This window comes from Wolbachia endosymbiont (group B) of Melanargia galathea (assembly GCF_964030625.1).
GTDB lineage: Bacteria > Pseudomonadota > Alphaproteobacteria > Rickettsiales > Anaplasmataceae > Wolbachia.
This window is the reverse complement of sequence record NZ_OZ034910.1, coordinates 511,849-530,174: the sequence shown is the minus strand read 5'-3', so window position 1 is coordinate 530,174 and position 18,326 is coordinate 511,849. Positions and strand designations below refer to the sequence as shown.

22 protein-coding genes are annotated in these 18,326 nt (G+C 35.3%); 18 read left to right on the top strand and 4 right to left on the bottom strand.

Annotated elements, in window-relative coordinates; translation table 11 throughout:
- Positions 1-3 precede the first annotated feature (3 nt).
- The 3 genes from AAHF52_RS02380 to AAHF52_RS02370 form a co-directional block, all read right to left on the bottom strand.
- Entirely contained in the window at positions 4-984 is a 981-nt protein-coding gene (locus tag AAHF52_RS02380) for an IS481 family transposase (RefSeq protein ID WP_019078870.1), read from the bottom strand.
- A gap of 536 nt (positions 985-1,520) precedes the next feature.
- Positions 1,521-3,482 carry an ankyrin repeat domain-containing protein gene (locus AAHF52_RS02375; RefSeq protein ID WP_353281038.1) on the bottom strand — a complete coding sequence of 654 codons (1,962 nt, stop codon included), beginning with the start codon at positions 3,480-3,482 and terminating at the stop codon, positions 1,521-1,523.
- Positions 3,473-3,958 (bottom strand): ankyrin repeat domain-containing protein, encoded by a 486-nt coding sequence (locus AAHF52_RS02370; RefSeq protein WP_265034281.1) that lies wholly within the window; start codon positions 3,956-3,958, stop codon positions 3,473-3,475. The genes AAHF52_RS02375 and AAHF52_RS02370 overlap by 10 nt, the downstream gene beginning before the upstream one ends.
- 557 nt (positions 3,959-4,515) lie before the next feature.
- On the opposite strand from AAHF52_RS02370, the gene AAHF52_RS02365 reads away from it, so the two are divergent.
- The gene (locus tag AAHF52_RS02365) at positions 4,516-5,535 is read left to right on the top strand and encodes an IS110 family transposase (RefSeq protein ID WP_214303242.1); all 1,020 of its coding nucleotides are present in this window, start codon (positions 4,516-4,518) and stop codon (positions 5,533-5,535) included.
- Positions 5,536-6,128: 593 nt separating this feature from the next.
- On the opposite strand, the gene AAHF52_RS02360 is transcribed toward AAHF52_RS02365, so the two are convergent.
- The gene (locus tag AAHF52_RS02360) at positions 6,129-7,148 is read right to left on the bottom strand and encodes an IS110 family transposase (protein WP_214303242.1); all 1,020 of its coding nucleotides are present in this window, start codon (positions 7,146-7,148) and stop codon (positions 6,129-6,131) included.
- 102 nt (positions 7,149-7,250) lie between these two features.
- Here AAHF52_RS02360 and AAHF52_RS02355 point away from each other — a divergent pair, with 102 nt between their 5' ends.
- From AAHF52_RS02355 to AAHF52_RS02275, 17 genes are all read left to right on the top strand, one after another.
- On the top strand, positions 7,251-7,805 hold the full coding sequence (locus AAHF52_RS02355) for a phage terminase large subunit family protein (RefSeq protein WP_264376890.1): 555 nt from the start codon (positions 7,251-7,253) through the stop codon (positions 7,803-7,805).
- Complete coding sequence (locus AAHF52_RS02350) at positions 7,798-8,022, top strand: gpW family protein (RefSeq protein WP_230609214.1); 225 nt, start codon at positions 7,798-7,800, stop codon at positions 8,020-8,022. The genes AAHF52_RS02355 and AAHF52_RS02350 overlap by 8 nt, the downstream gene beginning before the upstream one ends.
- Positions 8,019-8,180 carry a hypothetical protein gene (locus tag AAHF52_RS02345; RefSeq protein ID WP_265024364.1) on the top strand — a complete coding sequence of 54 codons (162 nt, stop codon included), beginning with the start codon at positions 8,019-8,021 and terminating at the stop codon, positions 8,178-8,180. The genes AAHF52_RS02350 and AAHF52_RS02345 overlap by 4 nt, the downstream gene beginning before the upstream one ends.
- Before the next feature lie 44 nt (positions 8,181-8,224).
- The gene (locus AAHF52_RS02340; RefSeq protein WP_213863789.1) at positions 8,225-9,181 is read left to right on the top strand and encodes an IS5 family transposase; all 957 of its coding nucleotides are present in this window, start codon (positions 8,225-8,227) and stop codon (positions 9,179-9,181) included.
- Between the two features lie 4 nt (positions 9,182-9,185).
- A complete protein-coding gene (locus AAHF52_RS02335) occupies positions 9,186-9,815 on the top strand; it encodes a glycoside hydrolase family 25 protein (protein ID WP_410541896.1) in 630 nt (209 codons plus the stop codon).
- The gene (locus AAHF52_RS02330) at positions 9,809-11,218 is read left to right on the top strand and encodes a phage portal protein (protein WP_230609218.1); all 1,410 of its coding nucleotides are present in this window, start codon (positions 9,809-9,811) and stop codon (positions 11,216-11,218) included. Before AAHF52_RS02335 ends, AAHF52_RS02330 begins: the two co-directional genes overlap by 7 nt.
- Positions 11,219-11,232: 14 nt before the next feature.
- Entirely contained in the window at positions 11,233-12,309 is a 1,077-nt protein-coding gene (locus AAHF52_RS02325; protein WP_342068485.1) for a S49 family peptidase, read from the top strand.
- Between the two features lie 45 nt (positions 12,310-12,354).
- Positions 12,355-12,726: a head decoration protein gene (locus AAHF52_RS02320; RefSeq protein ID WP_230609220.1), complete on the top strand. Its 372-nt coding sequence runs from the start codon at positions 12,355-12,357 to the stop codon at positions 12,724-12,726.
- 31 nt (positions 12,727-12,757) lie between these two features.
- Positions 12,758-13,762 carry a major capsid protein gene (locus AAHF52_RS02315; protein WP_264376214.1) on the top strand — a complete coding sequence of 335 codons (1,005 nt, stop codon included), beginning with the start codon at positions 12,758-12,760 and terminating at the stop codon, positions 13,760-13,762.
- A 124-nt stretch (positions 13,763-13,886) separates the two neighbouring features.
- Positions 13,887-14,192: a hypothetical protein gene (locus tag AAHF52_RS02310; RefSeq protein ID WP_230609224.1), complete on the top strand. Its 306-nt coding sequence runs from the start codon at positions 13,887-13,889 to the stop codon at positions 14,190-14,192.
- Entirely contained in the window at positions 14,193-14,690 is a 498-nt protein-coding gene (locus tag AAHF52_RS02305) for a phage tail protein (protein WP_230609226.1), read from the top strand.
- Complete coding sequence (locus AAHF52_RS02300) at positions 14,687-15,160, top strand: hypothetical protein (RefSeq protein ID WP_264374883.1); 474 nt, start codon at positions 14,687-14,689, stop codon at positions 15,158-15,160. Before AAHF52_RS02305 ends, AAHF52_RS02300 begins: the two co-directional genes overlap by 4 nt.
- Positions 15,147-15,611 carry a phage baseplate assembly protein V gene (locus tag AAHF52_RS02295; protein WP_230609229.1) on the top strand — a complete coding sequence of 155 codons (465 nt, stop codon included), beginning with the start codon at positions 15,147-15,149 and terminating at the stop codon, positions 15,609-15,611. Before AAHF52_RS02300 ends, AAHF52_RS02295 begins: the two co-directional genes overlap by 14 nt.
- Positions 15,608-15,868 (top strand): PAAR domain-containing protein, encoded by a 261-nt coding sequence (locus tag AAHF52_RS02290; RefSeq protein WP_172758482.1) that lies wholly within the window; start codon positions 15,608-15,610, stop codon positions 15,866-15,868. The genes AAHF52_RS02295 and AAHF52_RS02290 overlap by 4 nt, the downstream gene beginning before the upstream one ends.
- The gene (locus AAHF52_RS02285; protein WP_019078516.1) at positions 15,865-16,200 is read left to right on the top strand and encodes a GPW/gp25 family protein; all 336 of its coding nucleotides are present in this window, start codon (positions 15,865-15,867) and stop codon (positions 16,198-16,200) included. The genes AAHF52_RS02290 and AAHF52_RS02285 overlap by 4 nt, the downstream gene beginning before the upstream one ends.
- Positions 16,201-16,202: 2 nt before the next feature.
- The gene (locus AAHF52_RS02280) at positions 16,203-17,003 is read left to right on the top strand and encodes a baseplate J/gp47 family protein (RefSeq protein WP_342068484.1); all 801 of its coding nucleotides are present in this window, start codon (positions 16,203-16,205) and stop codon (positions 17,001-17,003) included.
- Entirely contained in the window at positions 17,003-18,163 is a 1,161-nt protein-coding gene (locus tag AAHF52_RS02275; protein WP_230609232.1) for a phage tail protein, read from the top strand. Before AAHF52_RS02280 ends, AAHF52_RS02275 begins: the two co-directional genes overlap by 1 nt.
- The last annotated feature ends 163 nt before the right edge of the window (positions 18,164-18,326 follow it).

Below are 18,326 nucleotides of genomic sequence, written 5' to 3'. Positions count from 1 at the left end.
TAGTTAAGTAACGTTGTGTTTTTGAATTGACTTTAATCTTTGATCATGCTTGTAATTTTGCATGACAAAAGGCTCCTTTGACGGAATGTAATTTTTTTGCACTTCACTTAAACAAGGAATTGTACTTTCTAGCTCTTTATATTTTTCCCATGGAGTTTTTCCTTGAAGAGAGCTATGAGGACGTTGTCTATTATAATGGTTTTCCCAATCTCTGAGTTTAATTTGTAGGTCAGGATCCTTGATGTTAACACTACTGTAAAATTCATCTAAATCTGTACGCTGAGCTCTTTCCACTTTACCGTTTAAATGCGGGGAAAATGGCTTGATAGGACGAAATTTGATTTTCCATTTTTTCAAATATTCTTGCACCCCATAAGCAAAAAATTCCTGTCCTCTATCGGTTTGAATTCTTTGACAATGAAATGGCATTTTTTCTCTTAGTTGTTCAAGAAAATCTAGAGTGTTTTCTGCAGTACGTCTTGGGTACAATGTAACAACTTTATAACGTGTACAATCATCTATAGCGGTATACTGATAAAGTCCAGAAGCTATTTTGCATACATCCATCTGTATACGTTCTCCTGGTACTTTACAGTTGTAACGCTTTATTTGTTTGCGGTAATGACGTTTAATACGTAAAAGACTTACATCATATTTTTTGAAAACTTTGTGTATAGTAGCCAATGAAAAAGAGAGATCATGTAAACGTTTCAATTCAGTTTGAATACGTCTTGCTCCTAATTTTCTAGTTTTTCTTAAGTGGAGAATAAGTTGATCACTAGATATATTGGTTTTTTGTAAAGGTGAGGTTTTAGGCCTGCTACTAAGATTTTCTAATCCTTTTTCACCAAACTCCTTGTAACGTTTACACCATTTGCGTAAGGTAAAGCGTGAAATATTATAGTGCTGACATACTCTTCCTGCATGACCTAATTTTTTATATAGGTTTACCCAATTCAGGCGTAGCTTAACTTTAGAGTCCATTTACTTGCGGCTTTTATTGTTGATATACTTCCCACCATAATTGTAATAAGGTATATAAACTATCACAAGTACAAATTTCTATTTGATCTTACATTTTTATTGTAATAACCTATATGAATCACACATATCCCCATTGATGTTATTTCCCAGACAACTGGCCTCTCTCATTCTGAAATTTCACAACTCAAAGAAAAAACATAATATTCCTACTTATTCACTCCAACATTTATGAAAACCTTTCCTAAGTCGAACATACCCCCAATTAAGAGTCTAATGAACTGTCTAAAATAGCTATAAAGATTGCACATAGAATTATATAAATTAATATCATAACGTTACCCAAACTTCTATATCAAAGCTACGTGCTGTAAGTTCAATATGGAAAACACATTAACCACTTAGCATTTTATGTCTACTTCATCCATTTTAGTATTAGGACCATCAAACTTGGTCTGGTATCCCTAATTATTTTGGCTACCTTCACTTTAAATTTTCCACTACTTGGCATATTATAGCTGCACCTCTTATATTATAACCTACCTATTGATATTACCTCCAAGTTTGGTTACTCCTATCTCAGAAAGACAAGTTGATACTTTTGAATGGCTGTGAACTGAAGCATTACTTAAATAACTTTGAGGCTCTAAACTCATTTGCTTTGTATCATCAACTTCTAATCTACCATCTCTGTTGTGTAATATCTGCTCTATTGATTGATTTAGCAGGCCCTTATCAAATTGCGCTATAAGTTTGTCAAATTTCTTCGGACTTAATTTACCAGCTTCTCCGCCAGGACATGCTTTCTCTATATGTGAGTTTAAAATTCCTGAAATCTCATTATATTTACCTCTTATGATTTTTCTTTTAACTTCTTGCTGTATTTCCACAAAATCAATATTTAATCGATGCATTGATATGCCACTTCTTAATGCAGCTTGATTTACTACTTTCTCAAATCCCTCTGTAATATTTAATGCATAGCCCTGTGCTTCTAATGGTGGTATAGACTGACCTACCGTGGAAATATACTTTTGACCCGTGACCTTTCTAACCAGCACATCAAGTAATAGTATTGTACCATCTACATCCATCGGTTGTGATATTGAACTTTTAGTATTTAATTTTTCCTCAGACAGAGTAGCTCTCGAACCTAATAACCCACTCATAGAGCTTTTCACCCAACTAAATAAACAGTTTATCCACGAAGATGGCTTACTTGCCCCACTTGCAGCTTGATTATTATTTTCCCTGTTATAGTCTATCTTATTACTCTGTAATGAATTATCTGATACAAGCTCATTATAATAGTAGTGCAAATCTTCAATCTCTTTTGGTAATTCTTTAGATTCGATACTACGACGGCTACGAAGAGCACCTTCTGACTTAAAGTATTTTATTATATCTAAACGATTAAGCTTAGTAGCTATGTTCAGAGGAGTGTCGCCATCACTGTTTTTAACATTAACATCAGCTCCTTCTTTTATGAGATATTTTACTATATTCAAGTGATCAAATTTAGCAGCAAAATGCAAAGAAGTATAACTATCATTATTCTTAGCATCAACATTGGCTCCTCTGTCTAAAAGCTCTTTTACTACTTTTAACTGACCATAGCTCGCAGCCAAGTGTAGAGGAGTACAATCATCATTGTTTTTAGCATTGATCCTAGCTCCTTTGTCTAAGAGTTTTTTTACTGCGCTCAAATGACCATTCAGAGCAGCCAGATGTAGAGGAGTGGAGTCATCATTGTTTTGGGCATCAATCCTAGCTCCTTTTTCTAATAAAAAGCCTATCAGACCTGAGTTATTATCCTGAGCAGCATAATGTAGTAACATATAACCACTCTTATCTTTGTAACCTAAAAGAAAATTTACTACTTCTGACTTATTTTCGTTGTTTGCCAATTCTAAGGGCGTTAAACCATCATTGTTTTTAGCATAAATTTTAGCTCGTTCATCTAAAAGCTTTTCTACTACTTCTAAATGACCATGCTCTGCAGCCATATGCAGAGGAGTAGAGCCTCTGTTATTTTTAGCATTAATATCAGCTCCCATATCTAAAAGCTTTTCTAATACCTGTAATTCACCATTTAGAGTAGCCATAAAAGTAGCCAAGTGCAGAGGGGTATTTCCACTATTATCTTTAGCATTAATATCAGCTCCTTTCTCTAGAAGCTTTTTTACTACCTGTAATTTACCATTTAAAGTAGCCAAGTGCAGAGGAGTATTTCCACTATTATCTTTAGCATTAATATCAGCCCCTTTTGTCAATAAAAGATCTACTAAATCTGAGTTATTATTCTTAGCAGCATAATGCAGCAACGTATAACCGTACTCATTTTTGTAGCTTATAAGAAAAACTACTATCTCTGATCTACCTTCATTGTTTGCTAATTCCAAAGGTGTTAAACCATCATTGTCTTTAGCATTAATATCAGTCCCTCTATCTAAAAGCTTCTCTACTACATTTAGATGATCTTTGAAAGAAGCTACATGCAGAGGAGTATAGCCATAATTGTCTTTAGCATTAATACAGCCCCTCTATCTAAAAGTTCCTCTGCTACATTTAGATGATCTTTGAAAGAAGCTACATGCAGAGGAGTACAGCCATAATTGTCTTTAGCATTAACATCAATCTCTTTTTCTAATAAAAAGCCTATGAGACTTGGGTCATTATCTAAAGCAGTATAATGCAACAACGTATAACCGTACTTATCTTTGTAACCTAAAAGAAAATTTACTACTTCTGACTTATTTTCGTTGTTTGCCAATTCTAAGGGCGTTAAACCATCATTGTTTTTAGCATCAACCTTAGCTTCTCTATCTAAAAGCTTTTCTACTACTTCTAAATGACCATGCTCTGCAGCCATATGAAGAGGAGCAGAGCCTCTGTTATTTTTAGCATCAACCTCGGCTCCCCTATCTAAAAGCTTTTCTAATATTCCTAAACGACCATATCTTGCAGATAAATGCAGATAAGTTCTCTAATTGCATAAAAGTCAACAATAATTTTTTGTATCATGAAAAATATTTTTTGATGTAAAATTCAGCTCTAATACAACCTTTTATTTATTATTGTATTATCTTATTCAATCAAAAGAGGTTTTATTGGCAATAAAAACATCAACACTAATTTCCAATTAATCTCTTTTAAACTATGTAGCCAATGAATATGTGGATAAATACGTCCACACAAACTTAAAGTATTTATCCACATATTCATTAAGCTTATAAAAACTAAGGTATCATTCTTTTCCTCTATAGTCTTAATGATTTTACATAAGTTAAAAGTAGCATGCTTCCATTGTTCTCTCCGCGGTCTAATATGGCTAATTCATATTGTAGCCAAGCCGCACTATACTTGTTAGGCGGAAGTGGACGGCAACATGTACGCCACGAAGTCTATGCTTCAACATACTGTAATTGCTATTGAATGATGGAGAGACATACTCCATTATTTTAGCACGAAGTAACAAATTCAATGAATTAGTTCTTCAAGAATAATTTAAACTTTTACAGTAGGAGTAGTCTCATGAAACATTATAGCGGGTTAGATGTCTCACTCAAAGAAACTTTTATTAGTATCATTGATGAGAAAGGAAAAATTGTTAAAGAAGGGGTTGTTGCAAGTGAAAGCAGTGCAATAGCTGAGTTTCTGCTTGGTCAAAACAAAAAATACGAGTCCATAGGAATAGAAAGCGGGCAATTATCAATATCGATGTGCAAAGAGTTGAGGAATCTTGGATTACCAGTAACTTGTGTAGATGCAAGGCATATGGCAGCAGCATTATCTGCGAGAATCAATAAGAATGATAAAAATGATGCAAGAGGCATAGCACAAATGATGAGAGTTGGGCTATTTAAGGAGGTATTAGTAAAATCAGACGAAGCTTGTCAGGTTAAAATAATACTTGGAAGCAGAAGACAATTAATACGTTGCAGAGAGCAAATTGCGGGAACAATAAGGGGATTACTGAAAATATACGGGATAAAAGTTAATCAACGTCTTAGTTCTGCAAACTTTGCTTTAAAAGTGCAAGAAATGGTTAATAATCTAGATGAAATTAGCCAAACCTCAATTGAATCATTAGTACATAGTTTAGAAATAATAGAAGAATCAATAAGAAAACTTGATAAAATGCTCTCAGAACAAAGCAAAAAAGATGAGGATTGTAAATTATTAACTACTGTTCCAGGAGTTGGTATTATAGTAGCAATGACATATAAAGCTGCAATAGATGATCTGCATAGGTTTGAAACATCTTATACAGTTGGAGCCTATATGGGATTAAGTCCAAGACAGTACGCTTCTGGTGAGATTGATCGACACGGAAGTATATCAAAAATGGGACCAGTGGACTGTAGGAATATGTTATATGAAGCCGCGCAGGTCTTACTGGTAAAATGTAAAAGGACATTTAAATTAAGAAGCTGGGGATTGAAGCTTAAAAAGAAAAAGGGCATGAAAAAAGCAATTGTTGCAGTAGCAAGAAAATTAGCCGTGATTATGCATAAGATGCTAATCGATAGAAAAGAGTTTTGCTATCAATAAACACTAAAGAAGTATAAAACAATAATTTTACTGAAAGTAAAGATAGCAATGCCGATGGAAGGGATAAGCAAGAGGATAAGTTGAAGCATAGACTTCGTGGCGTACATGTTGCCGTCCACTTCCGCCTAACAAGTATAGTGCGGCTTGGCTACAATATGAATTAGCCATATTAGACCGCGGAGAGAACAATGGAAGCATGCTACTTTTAACTTATGTAAAATCATTAAGACTATAGAGGAAAAGAATGATACCTTAGTTTTTATAAGCTTAATGAATATGTGGATAAATACTTTAAGTTTGTGTGGACGTATTTATCCACATATTCATTGGCTACATAGTTTAAAAGAGATTAATTGGAAATTAGTGTTGATGTTTTTATTGCCAATAAAACCTCTTTTGATTGAATAAGATAATACAATAATAAATAAAAGGTTGTATTAGAGCTGAATTTTACATCAAAAAATATTTTTCATGATACAAAAAATTATTGTTGACTTTTATGCAATTAGAGAACTTATCCTCTTGCTTATCCCTTCCATCGGCATTGCTATCTTTACTTTCAGTAAAATTATTGTTTTATACTTCTTTAGTGTTTATTGATAGCAAAACTCTTTTCTATCGATTAGCATCTTATGCATAATCACGGCTAATTTTCTTGCTACTGCAACAATTGCTTTTTTCATGCCCTTTTTCTTTTTAAGCTTCAATCCCCAGCTTCTTAATTTAAATGTCCTTTTACATTTTACCAGTAAGACCTGCGCGGCTTCATATAACATATTCCTACAGTCCACTGGTCCCATTTTTGATATACTTCCGTGTCGATCAATCTCACCAGAAGCGTACTGTCTTGGACTTAATCCCATATAGGCTCCAACTGTATAAGATGTTTCAAACCTATGCAGATCATCTATTGCAGCTTTATATGTCATTGCTACTATAATACCAACTCCTGGAACAGTAGTTAATAATTTACAATCCTCATCTTTTTTGCTTTGTTCTGAGAGCATTTTATCAAGTTTTCTTATTGATTCTTCTATTATTTCTAAACTATGTACTAATGATTCAATTGAGGTTTGGCTAATTTCATCTAGATTATTAACCATTTCTTGCACTTTTAAAGCAAAGTTTGCAGAACTAAGACGTTGATTAACTTTTATCCCGTATATTTTCAGTAATCCCCTTATTGTTCCCGCAATTTGCTCTCTGCAACGTATTAATTGTCTTCTGCTTCCAAGTATTATTTTAACCTGACAAGCTTCGTCTGATTTTACTAATACCTCCTTAAATAGCCCAACTCTCATCATTTGTGCTATGCCTCTTGCATCATTTTTATCATTCTTATTGATTCTCGCAGATAATGCTGCTGCCATATGCCTTGCATCTACACAAGTTACTGGTAATCCAAGATTCCTCAACTCTTTGCACATCGATATTGATAATTGCCCGCTTTCTATTCCTATGGACTCGTATTTTTTGTTTTGACCAAGCAGAAACTCAGCTATTGCACTGCTTTCACTTGCAACAACCCCTTCTTTAACAATTTTTCCTTTCTCATCAATGATACTAATAAAAGTTTCTTTGAGTGAGACATCTAACCCGCTATAATGTTTCATGAGACTACTCCTACTGTAAAAGTTTAAATTATTCTTGAAGAACTAATTCATTGAATTTGTTACTTCGTGCTAAAATAATGGAGTATGTCTCTCCATCATTCAATAGCAATTACAGTATGTATGATGGCAGTAGATGCTGGATATGCAACACAAGAAGTATACAATTGGGTAAGAGGCCATCAAGGCTCTGGAAGAGTAATGGCAGTCAAAGGTGTAAATAAAGCACTAGTACCACTTAGCAGCCCAAGTAGAGTAGATATAACAGTTGGAGGGCAAAAGCTGAAAAGAGGAATAAAGCTCTGGCCAGCAGGAGTATCGATATTAAAGTCAGAGCTTTTTCAATTACTTAATGTTTTAAAAGAAGGTGAAGAAGCTCCAGCAGGATACTGTCATTTTCCTGAGTATGCACCTGAATATTTTAAGCAGCTAACAGCAGAGCAATTAGTCAGCAAAGTGGTAAAAGGATATACCAAACAAGAGTGGCAAAAGGTAAGAGAAAGAAATGAAGTACTAGATTGCCGAATTTATGCGAGAGCTGCATCTATTGCGCTTGGAATCGATCGATGGCCAGAGAGTAAATGGAATAGTTTGAGTGGGAAAATGGAAAGTAAAAAACCTAAAAAAGTAAGACAGAGTAAGTGGTTGAAAAATGTATAACGAAGAGTATTTGTTTCAAGTTGAACAAGCAATAAAGAAGCTGCAAAGCGGAGAGCGAGTAGTATCAATTGCATATGGTGACCATGTTGTGAGATATGCTGAAGTGCAAATAAACGATCTTTTAAACTTAAGACAAAGAATCAAGGCTGAGCTCAAGGTTGAAGGTCAAAAACCAAAAAGAAAGATTGTTATTTCAACGAATAAAGGAGTGGTATGAGAAGTTGCATGATAGAAAATGGATACCCAGATTTTCTAGAGCATTTGAGGTATATGATAGCTACCGCTACACCAGGTATGCTTATAAATGCAGTAATAGATTTGTCGCACTGGAATGGCTTTGTTGCACCACTCAAGGAAAGAACAGGCAGTTACTGATGGAATTTGTTATAAAATAGATATTTAGCCGACAAAGGAAAAATATGCCAATAAGAATGAAAGTCAGTAACTGCAATGAATATAACAAATTTCTTCAAGAAAGGGGAAATGTTTTTCATTATATCAACGATGCCATTGAAAATTGGTACGAAAATAGTCCAAAAGTAGCAGGTGGCAACAATGTCTACAGCGACAAAGTAGTGATTCTAATTCACATAATAACCTATCTATTCAGGATTGGTCTTAGGCAAACAGTGGGATTTATAGAGAAATATCTTGAGCAAATAGGGAAAATTTTGCAAATTATCAGCTATTCGCAGGCTTCAAGAAGGTTTAAAAAGCTTAATATCAAAATCAACGACTGCAGAGTTGATAAGAACGATATGGAAGATATTGAAATTGCTATAGATAGTACAGGTATCAGCATCTACAATAATATTCCAGGCCATAGTAAGGCAAATGGTACAGATAGAAAGTATCGCCGCTATGAGCAAACAAGAAAGCTACATGTAATGCTAGAGATAGGTAGTAAAAAAGTTATAGCTGCAAAATACAGTAGTGGAGTTTATTCCGACCACTATGGAGCCTGTGATCTTATTGAAAGAGTGGATACCAAGTATAACATAAGCACGATATATGCAGATAGGGCATATAATCGAAAGAAGTTATACAAACTGTGCGATGAGCTTGACATAAAGACAAGGATTCCTCCGCAAAATAATGCAGTAGAGCATCCAAAGTTGGATTATATGAATGAGAGAAATTCTACAATCAAGCTCATAAAGTCATATGATGAAGATGGTATGAAGAGGTGGAAAAAAGAGATAAATTATTGGAAGAGATCTTATATAGAAAGTTTTTTCTCGCGACTGAAGCAAATATTTGGATTTAGTTTTAGGAATAAATCTGAGATTAATCGTGAGAAGGAACTGCTACTCAAGTGTTATTTGCTTAACAAATTTACTGAAATAGGCATGGCTAAGTTTGATATAGCTTCATGAATTTATTATACATTACCCACTATCCGAAGAGCTGTGCAACAAAGCCCACTGGAATCAGGAGATAGATTTTAGATTAACAAAAGAAGATGGCATAGTAGGCATAATTCACAAAGCCACCCAGGGGGTAAAGTACGTAGATCCTGAATATACAAAAAGGAAAAAAGCCGCTGAAAAAGAGGAATTGCTTTGGGGTGCATACCATTTTGGTGTCGGGGAAAAAAGCGGCAAAGACCAAGCTGAGCATTTTCTCGAAACAATTGGTGATAGTTCAAATATATTGTTAGCCCTTGACATTGAGGAAAACAAAGATGGAAAAAGCATAATGCCAAAACAAGCAGAGGACTTTGTAAATAGGGTCTATTTAGTAACCGGACGTTTGCCGTTAATTTATGGAAGCCCTAGTTTTCTCAAGGATTTTGCCACCCCAACTTTAACAGAATGTCCACTATGGTTAGCAAAATGGGGAACAAAACTGACATTACCAATAGGATGGAGGAACTGGACTCTATGGCAATATACCGACGGTCAAACAGGAGCAAAGCCGCATGAAGTAGAAGGAATCGGAAAATGTGACAGAAACAAATTTAACGGAACTTTGAAAGAATTAAGAGAATTTTGGTTATCAGGATGTTAAAAACCTTCAAACAATTATTTGGCAAGCCAAAAATCAAAAGTTCTGCATGGGATGCAGCAGGCTCAGGAAGAAGGGTAATGTATTGGCAAGGAGAAGCAGGAAGCATAAATAATTTGCTTTCTCAAAGCCTTGAGCACTTGCGTAGCCGCTCTCGTGATATGGTAAGAAAAAATCCATATGCAGCAAATATTATTGATACAATAGTAAGTAACTCTATTGGAACAGGAATAAAACCACAATCAAAAGCAAGGAATGCAGAATTTCGAAAGAAAGTACAAGAATTATGGCTACGTTGGACAGACGAAGCAGATAGCTGTGGAATAAGTGATTTTTATGGATTACAAGCTCTAGTATGCAGAAGTATGATAGAGGGAGGAGAATGTTTTGTACGTTTAAGAACGAGAAGGCTGGAAGATAGATTTTCTGTGCCATTACAACTGCAAGTGCTTGAGTCTGAACATTTAGATAATAAAACAAATCAAACTTTAGGAAATGGTAATGTAATAAGAAGCGGGATTGAGTTTAATAGGCTTGGGCAAAGAGAAGCATATTATTTATTTAGAGAGCACCCAGGAGAAGGCTCATTTGGAGAGTCAGTTAGAGTACCGGCAAATGATGTTTTACATATTTATAGACCATTAAGACCTGGACAAATTAGAGGGGAGCCTTGGCTTTCTAACGTGCTTTTGAAGCTTTACGAACTTGACCAGTACGATGATGCAGAATTAGTACGAAAAAAGACTGCAGCAATGTTTGCAGGGTTTATTACGAGACTTGATCCAGAAGCAAATATTTTAGGAGAAGGTGAAAGTAATGAGCAAGGAGTAGCACTATCAGGTTTAGAGCCAGGAACTATGCAGCTTTTAGACCCAGGAGAAGACATAAAATTTTCAGAGCCGTCTGATGTTGGAGGAAGTTATGAAGCATTCATGAGACAGCAACTGAGGGCAATAGCAATAGGCACAGGGATAACATATGAGCAACTAACAGGAGATTTAACGGGTGTTAATTATTCATCAATCAGAGCAGGACTGATAGAGTTTCGTCGTAGATGCGCTATGCTGCAACACAACATTATGGTATTTCAATTTTGCAGACCAGTATGGAATAGATGGCTAGAGTTAGCAGTACTGTGTGGAGAACTCTGTATAGATGAAAAAGTGGCAAAAGCAGCGAAAGAAGAAGTAAAATGGATACCACAGGGATTTGATTGGGTGGATCCACTGAAAGACCAGCAAGCACAGCAAATGGCAGTAAGGAATGGATTTAAGAGTCGATCGGAAGTAGTATCAGAAATGGGTTACGATGTAGAAGAAATTGACCAAGAAATAGCAGAAGATCAAAAGCGTTCTGATTCTTTCAACCTTTTCTTTGATTCTGATGTCAGGACACAAACAAAATAAATCTCGTTTACTTTATGGAAATTTTACAAACCAACTGGCTATGTAGGCCGATGATGATAGAGCAAAAAAGCTTTGACCTGTTGTCGCTATATAACGGAAAACAACCTATCTTTAAAAACGTAAAACACTATGTAAAGAACAATATAGAAAAGACAGCAATAATACCAATACATGGAATTTTAACCAAAAAACCAGGAGCTTTTGATGATTTTCTAGACATGACATCGTATGAGAAAATTCAAGAAGAAGTAGAAGAAGCATTATCAAACAAAGATATAGAAACTATTCTGCTTGATATAGATAGTTCAGGCGGAGAAGTAAACGGTTTATTCGACTTGGCTGATTTTATTTACGAATCAAGAGCAAAAAAGAGAATTGTGGCAATAGCAAATGATGATGCGTACTCTGCTGCATATGCTATAGCTTCAAGCGCTGAAAAGGTATTTGTGAGCAGAACTTCTGGTGTTGGCAGTATAGGAGTAATAGCAAGTCATATAGATCAAAGTAGGTTTGATGAAAAGCAAGGTATTAAGTACACCACAATCTTTGCTGGTAGTCGAAAGAATGATTTAAACCCACATGAGCCAATAACGTCTGAAAGTCTGGAAAGCTTACAAAAAGAAGTAGACCGACTATATGAAATGTTTGTGCAGCTAATAGCAAGAAATAGAGGTCTTTCAATTGAAAAGATTCGATCAACAGAAGCAGGTCTATATTTTGGTGAGAAAGCAGTGGAAATAGGTCTTGCAGATGGAGTTACAACATTTTTTGAATTTATTAACAAAGGAGAAAATACTATGAATAAACAAATTACAACTGACCTAGAAATTGATGACCTAGAAACTGATAATTTAACTAAGTATCGTACTGAAATTGTTGAATTAATACGTTTATGTAACTTATCACGAATGCCAGAGAAAATAGGAGAATTTATTGAGCAGGGTGTAAGTATTGAGCAAGCAAGGGAAGTTTTAATGGAATTACTTGCAGAGAGAACGAAGAAGACAGAGATACTGAGTGCAATACCACAGAATTTAGGAGAAGATTTGATGATGCAAGTAGCAAGAAGTCGTGCGCAATCAGGTATTTAAAATATTCGCAGTATAATAAAAGTAGAAAGTAAAGGAGAAAATTTTATGAATTGTATAACTGAAACAAATAATTTAGGAGATCTTCTAAAATATGAAGCATCAAATTTATATTCACGAGATCAAATAATTGTTGCCAAAGGACAGAATCTCAAGCTTGGTGCAGTAGTTGCTAAAAAGACTGAAGATGGTTTTATTAGGGTCTTGAATCCAACAGCAACCGATGGCACACAAACCGCAATAGGTGTTATTGCAAGTGATGTAAACGCAAAGGAAAATGCTAAAGGAGTAATTATTGCTCGCGGTGCAATGCTAGCAGATCATGCAGTTGTATGGCCAGCAAATATAACTGAAGAGCAGAAAACTGCAGCAATAAAGCAACTTGAAGGACGAGGGATCATTATCCGCAAGGGAGCTTAAAAAAACTATTAAAAACACAAAAGGGGGAAAAATGCAAAATCCATTTACAAATACAGCATTTAGCATGACGGCACTAACAAATGCGATAAATATATTGCCGATAAATTATGGACGAGTTGAAAATTTAAATTTATTTCCAAGTAGGTCAGTAAGATTTAGACATATTACCATAGAAGAGCGAAACGGAGTATTAAGTTTACTACCAACACAAGTTCCAGGAGCACCAGCAACAGTAGGAAAACGCGGCAAAAGAAAGGTAAGAACATTTACGGTTCCGCATATTCCACATGATGATGTAGTGTTACCAGAGGAAGTACAGGGAATAAGGGCATTTGGATCAGAAAGTGAACTGAAAGCGCTGGCAGACGTAATAACTGACCATTTACAGCTAATGAGAAACAAACACGCAATAACATTAGAGCATTTACGAATGGGAGCGCTGAAGGGAATTATTCTTGATGCTGACGGGTCAGAATTACTAAATCTGTACAACGAATTTGAAATAACACCAAAAATAGTAAATTTTGCCCTTGGAACAGCAACAACAGATGTCAAGCGTAAGTGTCTGGAAGTACTCCGGCATATAGAAGATAATCTAAGTGGTGAATATATGACCGGAATTCATGCCTTGGTAAGTCCTGAGTTTTTTGATGCACTAACTTCTCATGCTAAAGTAAAAGAAGCATATGAGAGATGGCAAGAAGGAGCAGCGCTAAGGAACGATATGAGGTCAGGATTTACGTTTTGTGGAATTACATTTGAGGAATATAGAGGGCAAGCAACTGATCCTGAAGGAACCGTAAGAAGATTTATAGAAAGAGATACGGGACACTGTTTTCCACTAGGAACAGCAAGCACATTTACAACATATTTTGCACCAGCAGATTTTAATGAAACAGTAAATACTCTTGGACAGCCACTATATGCAAAACAAGAACCAAGGAGATTTGATAGAGGAACTGATTTACATACGCAGTCGAATCCATTGCCAATGTGCCACCGTCCGTCCGTTTTGGTAAAAATAGTAACAACATAGTAGAGCCCTCACGTAGAAAACTCTACTTATGGTTTTAATATGTGTTGAGTATGCTAAAAAAATATAAGGATGCAATATATTTTTAGAAGCCTTTAGAAGTGAATTTGAATGAATAGAAAATGGTATGCAGGAAAATGTAAAGAGGTTATTGAAAGATTGTCTTATCCATTTAGGGGAGCTAGCTTTATATGAGTCAAAGGATAAGTCCTATATGGTACAAGTATTAAAGCAACAGCCAGATAAATTATACGAGATTGGTGAAGGACAATTTGTGGAAGAAACTTTAGCGTTAGAAGTAAGTGCGTTTGATGTGTTAAGGCCAATAGTAGGAGATGTTTTTGTTATAGGTGACCGTAAATATAAAGTATATTCTCCACCGCTGCAAGATAATTCAGGAATGATATGGAAAATTCGAGCGTCAGGAGTATAAATGCGTACCGGTAGTATTATACAAAGTATAGATGCTGAAAGGAAAAAAGTGGAAAAAGCAATGGTGAGTGCATTAAACAAAACAGCAATATGGCTAAAATCAAAAGCAGCTAAGGAAATCAGTGAGGAAAAGAGAATAAACTTAGGTTTGATAAGAAAGAGATTAAGAATTTTTAAGGCGAAAACTAGCAGATTAGAAGTGTTAATTAGAGCAAATCTCTATGACATTAGAGCATCGACAATTGGCAAAATACAAAAAACAAGAAGAGGATCGAAAGTAGGAAAGCATGAGTTTATAGGAGGATTTGCAGCAGTTATGCCAAAAGGAAATAGCGGTATTTTTAAACGTGAAGGAAGAACAGCCCTGCCAATAAAGGAAATTAAGTTGCTACTAGAACCTGAGGCTTCAAGGATAATAGAGAATCTTGTTAATTATGAAGTTGAAAAGGTATTTGAAAAATTCTTCCACCGCGAATTAAGTTACATTACACCTATATGAATTGGCAAGATTTACATCAAGCAATCTGCACTAAGTTAAAAGAAGAAATATCAGCAATACAGACGTGTGAAATTTATCCAGCAATAAGAAAAGAATTAGTAGCGCCAGCGGTGTTTGTGGAACTAGCAAGTTTAGAACCAGGTAAAGATCCAGGTACTGAACAATTAGCTCTAAAAGCAAGATTTGAAGCTAGAATAGTAGTTGATAGCACAATAGAAAATGCTCCTCTCATTGTCAGATCATTAGCTGCTGAGGTTGCAAGAGTAGTGAACAAGAATACCTGGGAAAAGAATGTATCTCCGGCTGAATTTCTTTCTGCAGAGCCTGATGGATTTAGACCCGAATTAGATGCATATTTGGTGTGGATGGTTGATTGGAGTCATCAGCTTCATTTAGGTAAATCAGTATGGGAAGAAGGAAAAATTAAGCCACATACCATAAACGTAGGAAATATAAATGTTGGATCATAGTTTTGCGATTTCAGAGCTGAATAGGAAGCTAGCAAACATTGTACGAATAGGGCTTGTAAAAGAGGTAGATTATGACAAAGCAAAAGTAAGAGTAAAAATAGGAGAACTTTTAACAGATTATTTACCTTGGATAACGAGCAAAGCAGGAAAAGATAGAGATTGGTCTCCGCCAGATATCGATGAACAAGTAATGGTATTTTCTCCTCTTGGTGAACTATCATTAGGAGTAGTGTTAGCAGGAATATATCAGGAAAAATACCCTGCACCAGAGAATAAAAAAGAAATAAATAGTGTAAAATTTCAAGATGGGACAAGATTATTATATGATAAAGAGAAGCATAATTTAGAGATTGAAGTAGTAGACAAAATAACACTTAAGGCTGGGGGATCAAGTATAGAAATGACAAAAAGTGGAATAAAACTGAAAGCAGAAAGGATCGACTTAAATTGAACAAAGGAATAGTGAGGTTAGGAGACTACTGTGGAGAAGCTATACCACATTTCTGCATTAGCGGCAGTAACAATGTTTTTGTAAATGGTAAGCAAATTTGCAGGCAAGGAGATAGTTTTAGTGAAGGAAAAATATTAATAGAAGGATCTAAAACAGTATTTGCCAATGGGTTTGGTATAGGAAGAGTAGGAGATATAGTTTCATGTGGGTTTAAAGTAATTAGAGGGAGTTCTGATGTTTTTACAGAGCCAGTATGAAGGGAATGAGCAAAGAAACAGGTAAAGAACTAGAGGGTTTAGAACACTTAAAGCAATCAATAATTGATATACTGACCACTCCTATTAAGAGTAGAATAATGAGAAGAGATTATGGATCAAGATTATTTGAGTTAGTAGATAAGCCAATAAATAGGGATTTAACTTTGGAAATTTACGCAGCAACTGCAGAAGCTTTGGAAAAATGGGAAAAAAGATTTAAGTTAGAAAAAGTAAAAATAACAGAAGTGAAAGAAGGAAAAGTAACGCTTGACCTAGAAGGATTGTACTTACCAAGTGGAAAAAATATTCGCTTTGATGGAGTTGTGGTATAAAGATGGAGCAGCCTAACATTATTGAGCCACTGAACTTCGAAGAAATTCTGTCTCGGATGAGGGAAGAGTTGGTGAAGCGTGACGCAAGTTTTACAGCATTAGTTGAAAGTGATCCAGCGATAAAGATTCTGGAGGTAGCAGCATGGAGAGAACTTTTGCTCAGACAAAGGATAAACGAAGCTGTAAAGGGTAATTTACTTAAATTTGCGATAGGAGAAGATCTTGATAATTTGGCTGAATTTTATGGAGTAGAGAGAGAAAAAGAAGAAGATGACGAACGATTTAGAAAGAGGGTAAAAGCAAAAGTAAAAGGCTGGAGCACATGTGGGAGCAAGGAGTATTATAGGTATTATGTACTGTCAGCAGATAGTAGAGTAAAAGATGCACTAGTGGAATCACCTATACCAGGGAAAGTACAAATTTCAATCTTATCAACAAAATTATCCATAACTGGCATAGTGTCAGAAGAGCTACTAGAAATTGTAAAAAAGCAGGTTACTAGAGATGATATAAGGGTTTTAACCGATACAGTAACAGTGATAGGTTGCAATATTACGGAAGTAGATATCCACAGCAGAATGAGCATAAGTCCTTTAATATCAGAGGAAGAAATCAAGAAGCAGTTTATTGAGAAGTTTGAATTAGCAAAAAGATTAGGATGGAATGTAACAAGATCTTGGATAATAGCAAACCTATTTGTAGAGGGTGTAGAGAATGTAGAATTAATCGAGCCAAAAGAAGATGTTGTGGTGCTAGGTAATGAGTGTGCTGCTTTAAGAAACTTAGAGATTGAGTTGAATTAATGTTATTGCCACCAAATGCAACAAAACAGGAAAAAGCGCTAGTAGATGCAACGGATTATAAAGTTGATCCAAGTTGCATCAGAGGGTTTAAGTTTAGTCTTAAAGAAGAAACATTGCCGTGGTTGATTGAGGAATATGAATTGGGGGAGATACTACGCTGGGTAAAAGATAAAAGAAGAGCGATAGTAGAAGGAGTAAAGTTTCAAAGACTGAGAGGAACCCCAGAATCACTCAAAATAGCACTAAAATGGGCAAATATAGAAGATATTACAATTATCGAAGAACCACCTGGAAAACATTTTTTTGAGCTGCAAATTGGAATAAAGGATGTGCCAAATGACTTTTTTGTAGATGCAGTTGTAGAATTGGCAAAGCTGTCATTACCAGCAAGATCAAGGCTAATGAGGATTTTCAATGACCACTACAACATTGATAGGTTTATTTTAGATGAAAGCTTTTTTGGAAGTTTGTTATCGGATTACTCGGGGATAAAAATTGAAAAAGATGGACCAGTACTGTCATTCGGTAGAAAGAACACATTTGAGCTAAAAAGCTTAAATCCAAATTTTAAGTTTAGCACTTTTCGGATTCATTATGAGCAAGCATTTAGTAATGACATATATCGGTTGAATGTAGCAGTGCTTGGGGAAACAGAGCCTCACACAAAGGATTACAAAGGCATTTATGAAAGAAGTCATCAGTGGTATAACTTAAAAGCCCTGTATCCTCTAACTCAAAGCTTATTACCGTCGATTAAATTTGCAAAAGCGCAGATTGTACTGTCAGATAGCTGGAAATTAGGAGAAATAAATAGCTGTTTTCCGGTTGGTAGAATAGAAGAAGAAGGAAATAAATTTGTATTGGGAAACGATAAACTTTCAGGGCAACGTTGGAATTTAAAACACAAGCCAATTTTAGAAAGGTTTAGCGTTACTCACCACTACAAAATAGAAAATTATACAGATCAGAAGGTCAGAAAATATGTTTTAGCAGAACACAACATTTACTATAAAAACGACTTATATTCAGAGCAAAAAGACTCAATACACGAATTAGAAAAGCACATTTTAGTGTTTTACCCGGGAGTACTGAAATGGCACGAACATCGACATTTGCACAGAAGTTGGAAAAATAGTCAAGCAATATGTGTAATAAGTTAAATACTTATATTTAGATCCTCATATATTATATTAATAATAGTTTAAAGTGTATGAAATAAAAAGAAAAGGACTTGCTTTCTCATGCTAAAACGGACATGACTTGAATAGCAGCAGGTAAATATAAGAAATTTATCTAACGCTAGAAAAGCTAATTTTGTGAGGT